Origin of the sequence: Aeromonas sp. 600282, from assembly GCF_049175755.1 — a bacterium.
GTDB classification, from domain to species: domain Bacteria; phylum Pseudomonadota; class Gammaproteobacteria; order Enterobacterales; family Aeromonadaceae; genus Aeromonas; species Aeromonas veronii_A.
On the sequence record NZ_JAAKVR010000003.1, the window covers coordinates 24,238 to 39,826 of the forward strand.

A 15,589-nucleotide genomic window follows, 5' to 3' on the forward strand; every position below is an offset into this window, starting at 1 on the left:
ATGAGATAAAAAGGCCCGCAAAGGGGCCATGCGTTAACACGCGCAGCATTATGGGAGCAGCAATAGCCGATGCGAACCCGGTTACCAGTCGCCAGAAAACGTGACTCAAGTCACAATTGGTTGATTAATAGAGATATTTATCAGTAGCAAGCCACACAGAGGCTGTTGCCAACAAGGAGCCTCATGCGACAACTTATGACTCCAAAGGCCTGTTCTGTCTATTTGTTGATCAACAATTCAGGGCCACACCAGCGGATCACTTGATCGGCGAAAAACGGCTGACCACCTGACCCTGATGCTCAATCCACTCCATGAACATGGCGACTGGACGGGCATAGACGGCGCCATCCTGTTCCGACTGATAGATCACCAGCTGCTCGCCTGTCTCGGTATGGCTGGCCAGGGTCAGCACCTGATAGTAGCCCCCCTTGAAGTGACGATAGCGACCGGGTGTGGGTGCATGCATGGGATACCTCTGCAGATAGAACAGGACGGGAAAGGGGAAATATGCGCTGGCCAGTGCCAGTTGTATCAGCTTTTTCTCGTCGGAAATGACGATGAAGAGGCTTTTTTACACAAGCCAATCGTGCCAGAGAGCGTGAAGATTTCAACACAGTAGAGTAGCTTTGTTAATCACTCCCCCATCTTTCACTGGTGAACCTTGCCAAGCACAAACGATCGTGCTGAATTTAACCTTTTAATAACTCTGTTTTGGGGCTAAAAATCAGGAATATCTACTAAAAAGAAGATTGTTCTAGCATTCAATTCTGTGAAGAATAGGGGAAAAGATATTTGATACTAAAAACCGCCTTTTTCGCCAACGCGTCCCTGTGGGGAAGGAATCACTGTCACCATGTTCACAATCGACAAGTCGCACAAGCTCGACGATGTCTGCTATGACATCCGCGGCCCGGTGCATAAAGAAGCTCGCCGCCTCGAAGACGAAGGCCACCGCATTCTCAAGCTCAACATCGGCAACCCGGCCCCGTTCGGCTTTGATGCGCCGGAAGAGATCATCAAAGATGTGATCCTCAACATGCCCCAGAGCCAGGGCTACTGCGACTCCAAGGGGCTCTTCTCCGCCCGCAAGGCGGTGATGCAGTACTACCAGCAAAAAGGGATGCGCAAGGTCGACATCGACGACATCTACATCGGCAACGGCGCCAGCGAGCTGATCGTGATGGCGATGCAGGCGCTGCTCAACAACGGCGACGAGATGCTGGTGCCCTCCCCTGACTATCCGCTCTGGACCGCCGCCGTCACCCTCTCCGGTGGCCATGCGGTGCACTATCGCTGCGACGAAGGGGCTGACTGGTACCCGGATCTCGACGACATCCGTGCCCGCATTACCCCTCGCACCCGCGGCCTGGTGCTGATCAACCCCAACAACCCGACCGGTGCCGTTTACGGCAGCGAGTTCCTGCTGGAGGTGATCGAGATCGCCCGCCAGCACAACCTCATCATCTTCGCCGACGAGATCTACGACAAGATCCTCTACGACGATATCTCCCACACCAGCGTCTGCACTCTATGCGACGACGTGATGGTGGTGACCTTCAACGGCCTCTCCAAGGCCTACCGTGCCTGCGGCTTCCGTCAGGGCTGGATGGTCATCACAGGTCCCAAAGGCCGTGCCCGCGGTTACATTGAAGGGCTGGAAATGCTGGCCTCCATGCGGCTGTGTGCCAACGTGCCGATGCAGCACGCCATCCAGACTGCGCTTGGCGGCTACCAGAGCATCAACGAGCTGATCCTGCCGGGCGGCCGCCTGCGCAAGCAGCGGGACAAGGCGTGGGAGCTCTTGAACGAGATCCCCGGGGTCTCCTGCGTCAAACCCAAGGGGGCGCTCTACATGTTCCCGCGCCTCGACCCCAAGGTGTATGACATCCGCGATGACCAGAAGATGGTGTTCGACCTGCTGCAGCAAGAGAAGCTGCTGCTGGTGCAGGGCACAGGTTTCAACTGGCCGGCACCGGATCACTTCCGGCTGGTGTTCCTGCCCCGCGAAGAGGAGCTGGAAGATGCCATCGGCCGCCTCGCCCGCTTCCTCAAGGGCTACAAGCAGTAAGCAAAGCTCATGAAAAAGGCTCCCGCGGGAGCCTTTTTGTTATCTGTGGTTTTATCCGTGCCATCAGCCGTGCAGCAGAGCTCCGGCCACCAGCACCGCCATTGTGATGAGGGCTACGCCGATGATAAAGGGCAGCACCCAACGCACGAAGCGATCGTAGGGGATCTTGGCGAGCGCCAGACCGGCCACCAGATGAGCGGCGGTGGGGGCAAACAGGTTGATCCAGCCGGAGGCGGACTGATAGGCCGTGATCACCAGATCCCGGGAGATACCGGAGAAGTCAGCCAGCGGCCCCATCAGCGGCATGGAGACGGTCGCCAGCCCCGAGGTGGAGGGGATGAAAAAACTCAGGATGATGTGCACCAGATAGGCCATCAGGATGAAGACCGATGAGGAGAGTCCGGTCACCAGCCCCTCGGCCCAGTGCAAAATGGTGTCGATGATGACGCCCTGCTCCATCACCACATAGATGCCGCGCGCCACCGCCACCACCAGCGCTACCCCGATGAGATCCCGAGCGCCGCTCAGGAAAGTCGCCACATAGTTGGACTCCGGCATCCGGTTGATCAGCGCAATCAGGATGGAGGCACTGAAGAACAGGGTCGAGAGCTCGTCAAACCACCAGCCAAAGGTGGGCAGCACGTCGATCCCCAAATCCGACCAGGGCACCACCGCGTAAATCATCAGCAGGAAGGTGCCGAAGAAGACCAGCATGGTGAGTTTCTGCTTGCCGGTGAAGGCGAGGTTGCCGCTCTTCATCTGGGAAAACTCGTCGTCATAGGCGATGTCGGCCAGCACGGAGCGGGACTTGTCCTGCTGCACCTGCTTGGCGTAGCGCATCACGAACCAGGAGGCGAAGATCACCAGCAGCAGCCACTGCACAACCCTAAGGCCAATCCCCTCACCGATGGGGATACCGGCAAAGCCCGAGGCGATACCGGTGGCAAACGGGTTGACGGTGGAGGCGAGCACCCCGACCCCGGAGCCGAGCAGGATAATCCCCGCCGCCACCATGCGATCGAAGCCCGCCGCCATCATCACCGGCACGATCAGCGCCCAGAAGGCTACCGTCTCCTCTGCCATGCCGAAGGTGGAGCCGCCGAGGGCAAACAGGGCGATCAACACAGGAATTAGCAACCGCTCACGCCCGGCAAAGCCACGCACAATGGCCCCAACCCCGGCATCCAGCGCACCGCTCTGCATGGTCACCGCGAGAAAACCGCCGATGATGAGCACGAACAGCGCCACATCGGCCGCCTTGTGAAAACCCTGGATGGGCGCCTTGAGCACCTCGAATACCCCTTGCGGGTGGGCGGGTAACTCGGTGTAGCTGCCGGGTACAGGCAACAGCCGCTCGTCGCCGCTGTAATCGGCCACGGCCGCTGCCGCAACCGGCTGCTGGGTCTTGGCGGTGACATAGTCATATTTGCCCGCTGGCAGCACCCAGGTCAGGGCGGCCATCAGCGCGATGATGATAAAAAGCAGGGTATAGACAGTGGGGAGTTGGCGCTTCTTGGGCGCCTCGTTTGGAGTGGTCATAGCTTCCGTTCCTCGGCAATGCCGTCTGTGATCCGATCAGCGCAAGACTAGCGGGTTTGATATGGGAAAAAGGTGATCGCTGATAATAAAATTCCGCAAATTAGCGGAATGTTTGCCAAAAAAACAGGGCCCCGCGGGGCCCTGTTTTCACTTGAGTCAGACTCAGAGCTCGACCACGTCGAATTTCACATCCGGATTTACATCCGCATCGTAATCGACCTCGTCCAGACCGAAACCGAACAGGCGCAGGAACTCCTGCTTGTAGCCGGTGTAATCAGTCAGCTCGGAAAGATTCTCGCTGGTGATGGATGGCCACAGGTCGCGGCAGGTCTGCTGCACATCTTCGCGCAGTTCCCAGTCATCCATACGGATGCGAGCCTGATCGTCCAGCGCCATGTCGGAGGCGTAGAGACGGGTGCGCATCATGCGATCCACCTGCTCCATGCACCCCTCGTGAATGCCCTTCTCCTTCATGATCTTGAAGGCCATTGAGATATAGAGCGGCATCACCGGAATGGCGGAAGAGGCCTGAGTCACCACGGATTTGAGCACGGCCACGTGAGCGGTGCCGCCCTTGGCAGCCAGATCGCCACGGATGGCGGCAGCGGCGCGGTCCAGATCTTCCTTGGCGCGGCCCAGAGTACCGTGCCAGTAGATTGGCCAGGTCAGATCGGTACCAATGTAGGAGTAGGCCACGGACTTGGCGCCGTCAGCCAGCACGCCGGCATCACGCAGGGCAGCCATCCACAGCTCCCAATCCTGACCGCCCATGACGGTGATGGTGTTCTGGATCTCTTCCTCGTTCGCCGGCTCGACGGTGGCGGTGATGATCTGATCCTTGTTGGTATCGATGGCGGTGGTGGTGTAGACCTCACCGATCGGTTTCAGGGCAGAGCGCACCACTTCGCCGGTTTCCGGCATCTTGCGCACCGGAGAGGCCAGGGAGTAGACCACCAGATCAATCTGACCCAGATCCTGCTTGATAAGCTCGATCACCTTGGCGCGGCACTCGTTGGAGAAGGCATCGCCGTTGACGCTCTTGGCGTAGAGGCCCGCCTCTTTGGCTGCCTTGTCGAAGGCGGCAGAGTTGTACCAGCCAGCGGTACCGGTCTTGGACTCGGTGCCCGCTTTTTCAAAGAAGACGCCGAGGGTGGCGGCGCCGCTACCGAAGGCAGCCGCAATCCGGGAGGCCAGGCCATAACCGGTGGAAGCGCCGATCACCAGCACCTTCTTGGGGCCATTCTCGATGGTGCCCTTAGCCTTGGTGTAAGCAATCTGGCGACGAACATTGGCTTCACAACCGACCGGATGAGTGGTGGTGCAGATAAAGCCGCGAACCTTGGGTTTGATGATCATATGGGGTCTCGGATCCGTTTAATGGATGAAATCGGGGCATAAGATACCTCATCTTGCCGCGATAAGGTGCTCTGATGTGTTGAACTGCGGCAAAAATGGGCATCCGAAGGTGGCCATCATGGTCCATGCCATGGTGCCACCTCACGGCAACTAGCAGGCAATGCGGGTAATGTGGCCATCCTGCAGCTTATAGAAGGCATCTTGCGGCAACTCCTGTGACCAGGTCGCCTCATAGCCGAGATCGGCATAGACGCCGCGCAACATGGCACCGAGCAGACCGTGGGAGATAACGATGGCACGCTCGGCGATCGCGGGATCCTGCAACCACAGGTGCGCCCGGCGCTGAATACTCTCGAAGCTCTCGGCCCCCGGTGCCTGCAGATACCAGTCCCCCTTGCCGATATCGAGCTCGGGATGAGCGAGCCGCAGCACCGGGATCTGGCAGCTCTCCCACTCTCCCATCCCCAGCTCCATCAACCGATCGTCCCAGATGATGCGATCAGCTGACAGTCCCAACTGCTCGCACACCAGCTGCGCAGTCTGACGAGCACGGCCGAGCGGGCTAGCATAGACGGTCCAGCGGGCAGGATCCGCCAGTTCGCCAGCAAGGCGCCGCCCCATGGCGATGGCTTGCGCCTCACCCTTGTCGGTCAGATCGGAGTTGCAACGCCCCTGCAGACGCTGCTCAGCATTGAAGCGGGTCTGGCCATGGCGCAGCAGATAGATGAGTCGAGACATGATTTCTCCAGCACGTTCAGAGAGATAGAAAAATAAAGGGGGAAAATGATAGCAGATGAGCCCGAAGGATGGCCCGAACAGAGAGGCTAAAGCGGGCGTAAAAAACGGGTCAAGACTGACCCGTTTGCTGCCAATTTGGCCAGAGTGTGTCGGCTCAGCCCTTCTTGATCTCCCGCAGATAGCGGTAGATGGAGTGGACCGAAATGCCGAGCTGGCGCGCCGCAATCTGGGCGCTGTCTTTTAACTCGAAGATCCCCATGTCGTGCAGCTGGTTGACGATAACCCGGGTCTTCTGGGACGGGGGCACCGCCTCGTTGCCTCGCACCTCGGCACTGACGGTGTCGATGGTGCTGTTGAGCGCTTCGTCGATGTTGCGGGCGAACACCTCCGGGGTGGCATGGCTCTCGTGGGGGTGCATGCACTCCGGCATCATGGTGCGCAGCACGGATTGCAGCGGGGCATCCATGTCGCTGTTGATACAGAGCAACCCGATGGCCCTGTGCTCCCCGTTGCGGATCACGGTAGTAATGGAGCGCAGCGTCTTGCCGGTGGCACACTTGGTCATGTAGGGGCTGGAGATATCCTGCCCGCTCTTGAGCTTCATCATCGCCAGGTTGGTGATGGGGGCGCCGACACTGCGGCCGGTGATATGGCCGTTGGCAATCTTGACGATCGAGGGATTGCGCGCATCCAGACTGTGGAGCAGCACTTCGGTGTGCTGACCATACATGGCGGCGATGCCGTCCACAATGTTCTCCATCGACTTGAGGATCTCAAAATCGCTCGGACTCAACTCTTGCAGCTTCACAATGGGACCTTCTTGCAAGGGTTGCTGCCGGACAATAGACGCCGGGCAGCAACCGACAGGGACATCAGGCGGACATGATATCAATAATGGTGCTGTCTGTGGCAGACATGCCCTCCTTCACCATCTGACCCACGTTACGGATGGTCTGATCCACGTCACCGGCGACGATCCCCTGCCCCGACACCGAGTGGCTGTTGAGGGCCATCAGGAAGCCGCGCACCGCCGCACCGGAGGAGGTACTCACCTTCATGGCGCAGGAGGCTTTCGCCCCGTCACATACCATACCGGCACTGTCGCTCAGCACGTTCTGGATGGCGAAGCAGGATTGCTCGAAGCTGCCGCCCGCCAAATAAACCATTGCCATGGAGGCGGCCGCGCTGGTCACGGTATTGCCACAGAAGGCCGACAGCGGCGGATAGTGGGACTTGATATAGATGGCGCCCAGATGGCTCATGATGAGGGCGCGAGCCAGCTGCTCTTCGCTGGCCGCAAAGCGCTCGGCAATCACCATCACCGGAATGGTGGCGGCAATGCCCTGGTTGCCGCTGCCAAAGTTGCTCATGGCTGGCAGGGTCGCCCCCCCCATGCGGGCATCAGAGGCAGCCGCCGTCATCATCACGATGCGGTTCATCACATCCTCACCGATAAGACCGGCATTGATGTTCTGCTGCATGGTGCGGCCGATCTCGAGGCCATAGGGGTTGTTCATCCCCTCGGCAGAAAGCTTGCCGTTAAGCTCGGAGGCTTTGAGGATGAACCTGATCTGCTCGAACTCCACCTGGGTGGCGAACTCGTAGATGGCGGCGATGCTGATATCGACGCCATCGCAGATGGAACCGGTGGCGCCGCCCTGGCTCTGATCGGCGGTGAAGGTCACCTCGCCATCGCGGCGCTGCTCGACGATGCGGGTATGACCGCCGCAGAGGGTCACTTCGGCGCTGTGTTCTTCACCCTTGTCATCAGAGCCATAAACGGTCACGCGGCAGAAGATAAACTCGGGGGCGGCGGTGCGGCTCACCTGCACCTTGCCGGCATCGATCAGCTGCTGGGCACGCTCCACCTGTGCTGGCTGGATCGCGGCCAGCACTTCCAGCCCGGCGTCGGCGTTACCGCCGATGGCACCGGCCGCGGCCGCAATGGCCAGACCGATCTTGCCGGTGCCCGGCACATAGACACCCATCGAGTTTTTATAGAGATTGTCCGACACCGCAACCTCAAGGCGACCGGGCTCACACCCCAGTTGCCGAGCGGCGACAGCCGCGGCATAAGCGGCGGCGATTGGCTCGGTACAACCCAGCGCTGGTTTGACAACCTGTTGAATAATCTGCAGATACTGCTGCCACGCTTGTTTCATCACTTGAACCTTTTTATCAGCATTAACGAGCGATATGGGCGATCGCTTCCACTTCAACCTTGACGCCCATCGGCAGATCCTTCACTGCGAAGCAGCTGCGCGCCGGACAATCTTTCTGGAAATAGGCTTTATAGACCTCGTTGAACGCGGCAAAATCGCTGATCTCGGCGAGGTAGCAGGTGGTTTTGAGCACGGTATCCAGCGAGCCGCCTGCGGCTTCCAGCACGGACTTCAGGTTTTCCAGTGACTGGCGGGTCTGGGCGGCAATCCCCCCTTCCACCACACCACCCTGCTGCTTGCAGACCGGCAACTGACCGGAGGTAAAGATAAGGTCGCCATAGGCAGTGCCGTGGCTGTAGGGACCGATAGCGTCAGGTGCCGCTGCTGCTGTGATGATGCGTTTCATATAGCCACTCCTGTTTGTGCAATTTTTTTTGCAATCGTGAATCTCATTCCGTTCAACATTATTTGCTTTTTATTTTATCCATTCAACAAAAAGATACAAAAATGGCGTTTAAAGGCACCTTTCGGCCTCAATATAAACCGTGATCATCATCCTGATTTGAACAAAAGTACTCTTATGGGCATTGTTTATGACGGTTTCATTCAACTATATTTGCGCCGCTTTCCCACATCCCTACAAAAAAGAAGGTTTTAATGGACGCGCATAGCACTACACTAGCCAGCCCCGCGATGGGCACGCTGGAATGGAAAGAAGCGGTTCGCTTCGACAGCACCGACTGGGGCTGGATCATCATGAGCATCGGCATGGCCATCGGCGCGGGGATCGTCTTCCTGCCGGTACAGGTGGGGCTGATGGGCTTGTGGGTCTTTCTGCTCTCGGCAGTGATCGGTTACCCCGCCATGTACATGTTCCAACGCCTCTTTATCAACACCCTGGCCACCTCGCCGGAGTGCAAGGATTACCCCAGCGTCATCACCGGCTACCTTGGCAAGAACTGGGGTGTGCTGCTCGGCGCCCTCTACTTCGTGATGCTGGTGATCTGGGTCTTCGTCTACTCCACCGCCATCACCAATGACAGCGCCTCCTTCCTGCAGAGCTTCGGCGTTACCGACGGTCTGCTCTCCGAAAACCCGCTCTACGGTCTGGTGCTGATCTGCGGTCTGGTGGCACTGGCCTCGCGCGGCGAAAACCTGCTGTTCAAGATCTCCACCTTTATGGTGCTGACCAAGATCAGCGTGGTGGCCGTGCTCGGCCTGATGATGGTGGACAAGTGGGATGCATCCAACATCACCGCCATGCCCGCTGCCGGTGACTGGATGAAGGATGCCATCATCATGCTGCCCTTTACCCTCACCTCCATCCTCTTTATCCAGAGCCTGAGCCCCATGGTGATCTCCTACCGCTCGCGGGAAAAGTCGCTGGAAGTGGCCCGCTTCAAGGCGATGCGCGCCATGAATATCGCCTTCGGCATCCTGTTCGTAGTTGTGTTCTTCTACGCGGTCTCCTTTACCCTTGCCATGGGACACGATCAGGCGGTCAAAGCCTCTGAAGAGAACATCTCCGCACTGGCCATGGTGGCCCAGGGGATGCCCGGCCAGACTCTCAAGCTGCTCAGCCTCACCCTCAACATCTTCGCGGTGATGACCGCCTACTTCGGCGTTTACCTCGGTTTCCGTGAAGCCTGTCAGGGTCTGGCGATGAACCTGCTGCGCCGGGTGCTGCCGGAAAACCGCATCAACAAAGGATTGGTCGGCAAAGGGATCATGGTGTTTACCGTCATGCTCTCCTGGGGTGCCATCGTGCTCAACGCCCCGGTACTGAGCTTCACCTCTATCTGCAGCCCCATCTTCGGCATGGTGGGTTGTCTCATCCCGGCCTATCTGGTCTATCAGGTACCGGCGCTGCACAAGTACAAGGGCACCTCCCTCTACATAATCATCGTCACCGGCCTGCTCCTTTGTGTCTCGCCCTTCCTGGCGTTCAACTGATCGATTGCAAACGCCCTCCTTATCGACTTCGGGCCACCTTCGGGTGGCCCGTTTTTTATTGGCGCAACCCGCCTCTCTGTCGCTGCGGCTGCCAAGTCACCCCGCGGGGCAAAAAGCCAAGGGGATCACAACTTGCAAGCTGACCTCCCCCAAGGGGTCTGGTGCGGAGTAATATTCAGGCATCACCGCATGCACCCGTCTTATCGGTTATCGAGGCCTCATATGAAATGGATTTTCAACCCGGCCATCAAGCTGGGCAATCAGCTCTCCTTCAAATACAAATTCCTGCTCTGGTCCTGCCTGATGCTGCTGCCACTGGCCTACAGCATGACCAATCTGCTGGGGCGGCTGCAGGATGACAACGCGCAGGCCAACCGCGAGCTGGCGGGAGTGGTCAATCTCGCCCCCGTACCCGCTATCGAGCAAGCCCTGCTAACCCATCGCAATCTGGTGACCCGTCACGCCTATGAGGTGGATCCGGTCGGTGACGATCAGGTCAAGGCGGCCGCACAAACAGTTGATCAGAGCCTGCAAGCCTTTGCCGACACCCGCCAGAACAACCCCTCCTTTGAGGTGATCCAGCAGGGCTGGGCCGCCCTGCAGGGCGAAGCGGGCAAGCTGGAAGTGGAGCAGAGCAACCTGCGCCACGACAAGCTGCTGACCGAGGTGCGCCATCTCTACAAGCACATTACTGCCAGTAGCAGCCTGATCCAGGATCCGTCGCTCGGTACCTACTACATGGTGATCCTCGCCAGCGAACGGTTGCCGCAGCTGCGCGACTTGCTGGCCCAGGTGCGGGATCGCGCTGCCACCATCGCCGATTTCGGCCTGTTTCAGGCAGAGGGCTACAGCGGCCTGCGTTTTCGTCTCGACCTTATCAGCGCCACCCTGCAGGAGCTGGAGGCCGATCTGACCCTGCTCTACCAGATCGAACCGGCATACCGCGCCGAGCTGGGTCAGCAAACTGATGCTCTGATACAGCTGGTGCGTCAGGGGGTCGAGACCATGGAAAACAAGATGATGAAGGATCAGCTGGTGCAGCTCTCCACCAAGGAGGTACAGGCACTGGGGGATAAGATGGACGAGGCTATCAGCGCGTTGGCAGGCCAGGTACGCCAGCGGCTGGAGGCCGACCTGCATCAGCGGCTGGCCGCCAACCAGCGCCACTTCTGGTGGGTCACAGCGCCGCTGACCGTCAGCTTGCTGCTCTACCTCTACCTGATGATCGGCGCCTATCTCTCCCTGCGCGAAACCGTAGGGCGGGTGCGTGATATTGCCGCCCGGGTCAACGCCCAAGATCTCAGCCAGCATATCGAGATCGTCGGTCAGGACGAACTGGCCGCCATCAGCCACGATTACAACGTGACGCTGGAGACCCTGCGCACCCTGATGCTGCGAGTGCGGGAAAATGGCGTCACAGTAGTGGAGAGCGCTACCGAGATCGAAGCGCGCACCTGCCGCTCACAGGAGGTGATTGCTGATCAGCAAGGAGAGACCCATCAGGTCGCCACCGCCATCAAGGAGCTGGCCGCCACCTCACAGGACATGGCGGGCAACGCCCTGCAAGCCGCCCGCATGACCCAGGAGGCGCAGAACGTGGTCGGTCAGGGCGAGGATGTGGTGGAGCGCACCATCAAGGCCATCGACCATATCAACCGCGAGGTGCTGCGCACCGCCGATACCATAGGCCAGCTGGAGCAGCAGTGCAGCCAGATTGGCGGCGTCATCAGCGTGATCCGCGGCATCGCCGAACAGACCAACCTGCTGGCCCTCAACGCGGCCATCGAAGCGGCCCGAGCCGGTGAGCAGGGTCGCGGCTTTGCGGTGGTGGCCGACGAGGTGCGGTCTCTTGCCAACCGCACCCAGGGGGCTACCGTCGAGATCCAGCAGATGATTGAACAGCTGCAATCCGGCGCACGCGCCTCGGTCACCGCCATGTCGGCGGCCAGCCATGAAGCGCAGGAGGGGGTCGGGCTGGCGCAGGAGGCAAAACAGGCCTTCGGTGCCATCACCGAGAAGGTGGATCGGATGGTCGATACCAACGCCATCATCGCCAGCGCCATCGAGCAGCAGGGTGCGGTGGTAAACGAGATCGAACGCAACGTGGTGCGCATCTCGGATGGCAGCGACGAGGCGCTGCAAGTAGCCAACGCTGCCCGCGATGCAGCCCGCCAGATCCACCAGCTCACCGAACAGCTGCGCGCCATGGTACAGAGCTTCGTGCTCTGAGCCAGCGCCCGCCCCCACTCCATCGCCAGCCCCTACCGGGGCTGGTTTTTTGCAAATTCAGACGATCAGGCAGCATTGTTTTTCTTGGCGAAAAAAGTATCGACTAACCATTGTGCGATGAGGATAAAGCGGAGTAATCTTCAGCCACAACAAGATTCGAACGTTACCTTTTTGCCAGCCACAGGCCCGGGGATCAGTTCGACGCCCGATAGGCAGTTCGACAAGAGTTCGGCGAGAGGAAGCTCGCATCACGACACAACCGTTCAGGCGAGGTATCGCACATGGCGAAGTACCAGTTTTTCTCTATCCCGGCCTCCAACCGGCAGCAGTACACTTTTATCGACATGGCCTCCCCCACCTTCCTGCCCGAGAAAGCGGCGCTGCTGACGCAGGGGTTCGAGGTGGAAGAGGATTTTATCGACGCAGCTAACCCGCGCGAGGCGGTGGAGAAGTATCGCTCCAACTTCCTCTATGTGGCCGATGAGATAGGCAAGTCCGATAGCACCTATGCCGCAGCCGTCGCCATGCTGGAGATTGGCAAGGGGCTATTAGGCAATAAAACCCGTCGAGATTAGGTACAACGGTAAAGAGTCGTGGCCATCGTGGCAACGCACCCGATGGCCATATGGCAAGACATCAATTCGGTAAGTCAGAAGCGCCCCAGCTGCTGGAGCATCTCGATCAGCTCCTCTTCGCTGCTCGGCTCATAGGCCAGCTGAAGGCTCGGCGCGGCGCCTCCCATCAGCATATAGACGTTGGTGCTGCAGTGGTCGTAGTGATACCACTTACCGTCGATACAGACGTCGGTATAGCATCTCGGGTCCCTTTTCAGTTCCATATGCACATCCTTTTGTTACATTCCATCAGCATCACTTCTGACCGTAAAATAACCACCGAGGTTCACGCTTGATGCAGATCAAGGGAAGCGGCTGAAAGGGACAGATATCAGCCAGATCTGTGGCCTGCGGATGCCCCGAGCCACCATAGGTTATCCGAATGAAGACGGGCCGAGTGCCCTGTCATATCGCCGGATGGCCCCCGGTAACAAAAACGGCGCCCGCAGGCGCCGTTTTTTCATTTTCCCTCAAAAGCGAGGGGCAAACAGAAGGCTTATTCGTCTTCCAGATAGGCGTAGCCTTGCAGGCCCAGCTCCAGCTCGTCGAGCAGGGCTTTGCGAGTGGCATCGTCCAGCGCCGGGTGAGCGGCGATCCGCTGGTAGTTTTCGCGGATCACGGACGGGTCGATGTTGACATAACGCAGCAGCTGGTCGACGGTGTCGCCGCGCACCACGTTGCGAATGTCCATCTTGCCCTCTTCGTCCAGCCACACTTCCGCGCAGTGGGTGTCACCAAACAGGTTGTGCAGATCGCCCAGGATCTCCTGATAGGCACCGACCAGGAAGAAGCCGACGTGGCACTCTTCGTTCTCGCCGTAGACCGGCATCGGCAGGGTGCTCTCGACCCCCAGACCGTCGACATAGTGCTCGACCTGACCGTCGGAGTCACAGGTGATATCCATCAGGATACCGCGACGGCTAAGCGGACGATCGAGACCGGCCAGCGGCATCACCGGGAATACCTGACCGATACCCCAGGCATCCGGCAGGGACTGGAACAGGGAGAAGTTGGCAAAGCACTTGTCCGCCAGCTTTTCACTCAGCTCGTCAGCCAGCGCACGGTGGTTGCGGTTGACCGGGTTGAGCATCTCTTTGAGTGCCAGACAGGTGTTCTGGTGCAGCATCTCGGCCCAGGCACGCTGTTCGAGGTTCAAGAGGCCCATGGTGTACTGGGTATTCACGTCACCCAGATCGGCTACCGAGTCATGGAAGATCTCCAGCAGGGAGGGATCTTCGCTGCGCAGATCCAGCCAGCCTTTCCACATGTTCTGCAGAATGGTCGGTGCATCTTCGTCCGGCGCGCTGATGTCGTTCATCTCCACCCCTTCGGCACCAATGATGTTGGTGACCAGCACGGCGTGGTGGGCGGTCAGAGCACGGCCGGACTCGCTGATGATGGTCGGGTGCGGCAGGTCGAACTCGCGGCAGACATCGCCGATGCCCCATACCACGTTGTTGGCGTACTCGGAGAGGCTGTAGTTGGCGGAGCAGTGGCTCTGGGAACGGGTTCCCTCGTAGTCCACCCCCAGGCCGCCGCCGACGTCCACGACTTCGATGTTGGCACCGAGGCGACGCAGTTCAGCGTAGAAACGGCCGCACTCGCGGATGCCGCCCTGAATGTCGCGGATATTGGCGATCTGGGAGCCCAGATGGAAGTGCAGCAGTTGCAGGCAATCCAGCTTGCCCAGCCCGCGCAGACGTTCGATCAGCGCCAGGATCTGGGAGGCAGAGAGACCGAATTTGGACATGGAGCCGCCGCTCGATTCCCACATGCCGGAGCCGGTGGAAGCGAGCTTGGCACGCACCCCGATGTTGGGCTTGATGTTGAGACGAGCTGACTCGTCCAGCACCATCTCCAGTTCGGAGGGCTTCTCCACCACGATGTAGACCTTGTGGCCCATCAGGTTGCCCAAGAGGGCGTGGCGGATATATTCGCGGTCTTTGTAACCGTTGCAGACGATCACCGAGCCTTGCTCATGGTGATGGGACAGCACGGCCAGCAGTTCCGGTTTGGAACCAGCTTCCAGGCCAAGCCGGGGCTTGTCGCTGTAGGACTGGCTGATGGTCTCGATGACACGACGCTGCTGGTTTACCTTGATCGGGTAAACGCAGAGGTAGTCCCCTTCATAGCCAGACTTTTCGATGGCCTGACCAAAGGCGTTGAACAGCGCATCGACCCGACTCTTGAGGATGTCAGGGAAGCGCAGCAACACGGGGGTGGTCAGCCCGGACTGACGCAACTGTTCGATGGCGTCAGAGAGCACAATATGCGCGTCAGGGCGTGATTTGTCGGGGGCGACGGTCACATGACCGGCGTCATTGATATTGAAAAAACCCGCACCCCAGTAGGGAACGTTGTAGACCTTCAAGGAGTCCTTGCTGGACCAGTTAGTCATGGGCTATGCCTCGCAAATGAGCGACCCAAAGTCGCCTTCGTTACCCTCAATCACATCCAGACCATCTAGTGCAGAGTACGGCGAGCGCTGCCATCACGAGACGCAGCCACCCAAACCAGCGCTTTGCACATCGCGGCAAGCCAGAGGCTGCCTGGTGGATCTTGGGGAAGTAACGAGTCTTGATGTGGGGCTGGTGGCTTTACATCAAGCTCAACGGTATGCGGTGCCACTATGCCGTGGCGCCGCGGTACTTTGATGACAGACGACATCAGCCACGCCGTCAGTTCATCATTCGGCAGCGATCCCGACAGAAGGAGAGGGTTCCAAGGAAGAGAAGCGAAGGCGCCAGCACGCATGCGTGTTGATAGACGACAACAACCACAGCCCACCTCATCGTCAGTGACCGCCCATGACAAGGGAAGATGATGAGCCGGTGGCCCACTCGGTCAAATGAAGGATGAGAGTCTGTTGTTCTCCCTGATACCGGAGCCTAACCGGTATTAAAGAAACCATTCCCCAGCAGTGTCTGTCG

13 protein-coding genes are annotated in these 15,589 nt (G+C 59.1%); 4 read left to right on the top strand and 9 right to left on the bottom strand.

What is annotated here, in order from left to right:
- Positions 1-256: 256 nt before the first annotated feature.
- Entirely contained in the window at positions 257-466 is a 210-nt protein-coding gene (locus G5137_RS04525; protein ID WP_043851261.1) for a DUF1653 domain-containing protein, read from the bottom strand.
- Positions 467-853: 387 nt separating this feature from the next.
- Between G5137_RS04525 and G5137_RS04530 the strand changes: the two genes are divergently transcribed.
- Complete coding sequence (locus tag G5137_RS04530) at positions 854-2,068, top strand: pyridoxal phosphate-dependent aminotransferase (protein WP_043851260.1); 1,215 nt, start codon at positions 854-856, stop codon at positions 2,066-2,068.
- A gap of 63 nt (positions 2,069-2,131) precedes the next feature.
- Here the strand turns inward: G5137_RS04530 and G5137_RS04535 are convergent, their stop codons facing one another.
- The 6 genes from G5137_RS04535 to G5137_RS04560 form a co-directional block, all read right to left on the bottom strand.
- Complete coding sequence (locus G5137_RS04535) at positions 2,132-3,607, bottom strand: YfcC family protein (RefSeq protein WP_164537218.1); 1,476 nt, start codon at positions 3,605-3,607, stop codon at positions 2,132-2,134.
- A 162-nt stretch (positions 3,608-3,769) separates the two neighbouring features.
- Positions 3,770-4,963, bottom strand: a complete 1,194-nt coding sequence (gene fabV / locus G5137_RS04540) for an enoyl-ACP reductase FabV (protein ID WP_005361765.1) — start codon at positions 4,961-4,963, stop codon at positions 3,770-3,772.
- 150 nt (positions 4,964-5,113) lie between these two features.
- Positions 5,114-5,701: a histidine phosphatase family protein gene (locus G5137_RS04545; protein ID WP_159157263.1), complete on the bottom strand. Its 588-nt coding sequence runs from the start codon at positions 5,699-5,701 to the stop codon at positions 5,114-5,116.
- A 154-nt stretch (positions 5,702-5,855) separates the two neighbouring features.
- Entirely contained in the window at positions 5,856-6,509 is a 654-nt protein-coding gene (locus tag G5137_RS04550) for a helix-turn-helix transcriptional regulator (protein ID WP_005334376.1), read from the bottom strand.
- 64 nt (positions 6,510-6,573) lie between these two features.
- Positions 6,574-7,863, bottom strand: a complete 1,290-nt coding sequence (locus G5137_RS04555; protein WP_201991871.1) for a serine dehydratase subunit alpha family protein — start codon at positions 7,861-7,863, stop codon at positions 6,574-6,576.
- Between the two features lie 22 nt (positions 7,864-7,885).
- On the bottom strand, positions 7,886-8,269 hold the full coding sequence (locus G5137_RS04560) for a Rid family detoxifying hydrolase (RefSeq protein ID WP_005344164.1): 384 nt from the start codon (positions 8,267-8,269) through the stop codon (positions 7,886-7,888).
- A gap of 251 nt (positions 8,270-8,520) precedes the next feature.
- On the opposite strand from G5137_RS04560, the gene G5137_RS04565 reads away from it, so the two are divergent.
- The 3 genes from G5137_RS04565 (at position 8,521) to G5137_RS04575 (ending at position 12,620) form a co-directional block, all read left to right on the top strand.
- Entirely contained in the window at positions 8,521-9,816 is a 1,296-nt protein-coding gene (locus G5137_RS04565; RefSeq protein ID WP_159157265.1) for an amino acid permease, read from the top strand.
- Positions 9,817-10,038: 222 nt separating this feature from the next.
- Positions 10,039-12,045, top strand: a complete 2,007-nt coding sequence (locus tag G5137_RS04570) for a methyl-accepting chemotaxis protein (protein WP_421255005.1) — start codon at positions 10,039-10,041, stop codon at positions 12,043-12,045.
- Positions 12,046-12,326: 281 nt separating this feature from the next.
- Positions 12,327-12,620: a hypothetical protein gene (locus G5137_RS04575; RefSeq protein ID WP_421255006.1), complete on the top strand. Its 294-nt coding sequence runs from the start codon at positions 12,327-12,329 to the stop codon at positions 12,618-12,620.
- Positions 12,621-12,694: 74 nt separating this feature from the next.
- On the opposite strand, the gene G5137_RS04580 is transcribed toward G5137_RS04575, so the two are convergent.
- On the bottom strand, positions 12,695-12,883 hold the full coding sequence (locus G5137_RS04580) for a hypothetical protein (protein ID WP_005334402.1): 189 nt from the start codon (positions 12,881-12,883) through the stop codon (positions 12,695-12,697).
- 272 nt (positions 12,884-13,155) lie between these two features.
- Positions 13,156-15,057 (bottom strand): biosynthetic arginine decarboxylase, encoded by a 1,902-nt coding sequence (gene speA, locus G5137_RS04585; RefSeq protein ID WP_005344160.1) that lies wholly within the window; start codon positions 15,055-15,057, stop codon positions 13,156-13,158.
- Positions 15,058-15,589: the final 532 nt, after the last annotated feature.

Coding starts and splice junctions, on each gene's coding strand:
- G5137_RS04525 (WP_043851261.1), bottom strand. CDS start 466: ATGCATGCACCCACACCCGGTCGCTATCGTCACTTCAAGGGGGGCTAC.
- G5137_RS04530 (WP_043851260.1), top strand. CDS start 854: ATGTTCACAATCGACAAGTCGCACAAGCTCGACGATGTCTGCTATGAC.
- G5137_RS04535 (WP_164537218.1), bottom strand. CDS start 3,607: ATGACCACTCCAAACGAGGCGCCCAAGAAGCGCCAACTCCCCACTGTC.
- fabV (WP_005361765.1), bottom strand. CDS start 4,963: ATGATCATCAAACCCAAGGTTCGCGGCTTTATCTGCACCACCACTCAT.
- G5137_RS04545 (WP_159157263.1), bottom strand. CDS start 5,701: ATGTCTCGACTCATCTATCTGCTGCGCCATGGCCAGACCCGCTTCAAT.
- G5137_RS04555 (WP_201991871.1), bottom strand. CDS start 7,863: ATGAAACAAGCGTGGCAGCAGTATCTGCAGATTATTCAACAGGTTGTC.
- G5137_RS04560 (WP_005344164.1), bottom strand. CDS start 8,269: ATGAAACGCATCATCACAGCAGCAGCGGCACCTGACGCTATCGGTCCC.
- G5137_RS04565 (WP_159157265.1), top strand. CDS start 8,521: ATGGACGCGCATAGCACTACACTAGCCAGCCCCGCGATGGGCACGCTG.
- G5137_RS04570 (WP_421255005.1), top strand. CDS start 10,039: ATGAAATGGATTTTCAACCCGGCCATCAAGCTGGGCAATCAGCTCTCC.
- G5137_RS04575 (WP_421255006.1), top strand. CDS start 12,327: ATGGCGAAGTACCAGTTTTTCTCTATCCCGGCCTCCAACCGGCAGCAG.
- G5137_RS04580 (WP_005334402.1), bottom strand. CDS start 12,883: ATGGAACTGAAAAGGGACCCGAGATGCTATACCGACGTCTGTATCGAC.
- speA (WP_005344160.1), bottom strand. CDS start 15,057: ATGACTAACTGGTCCAGCAAGGACTCCTTGAAGGTCTACAACGTTCCC.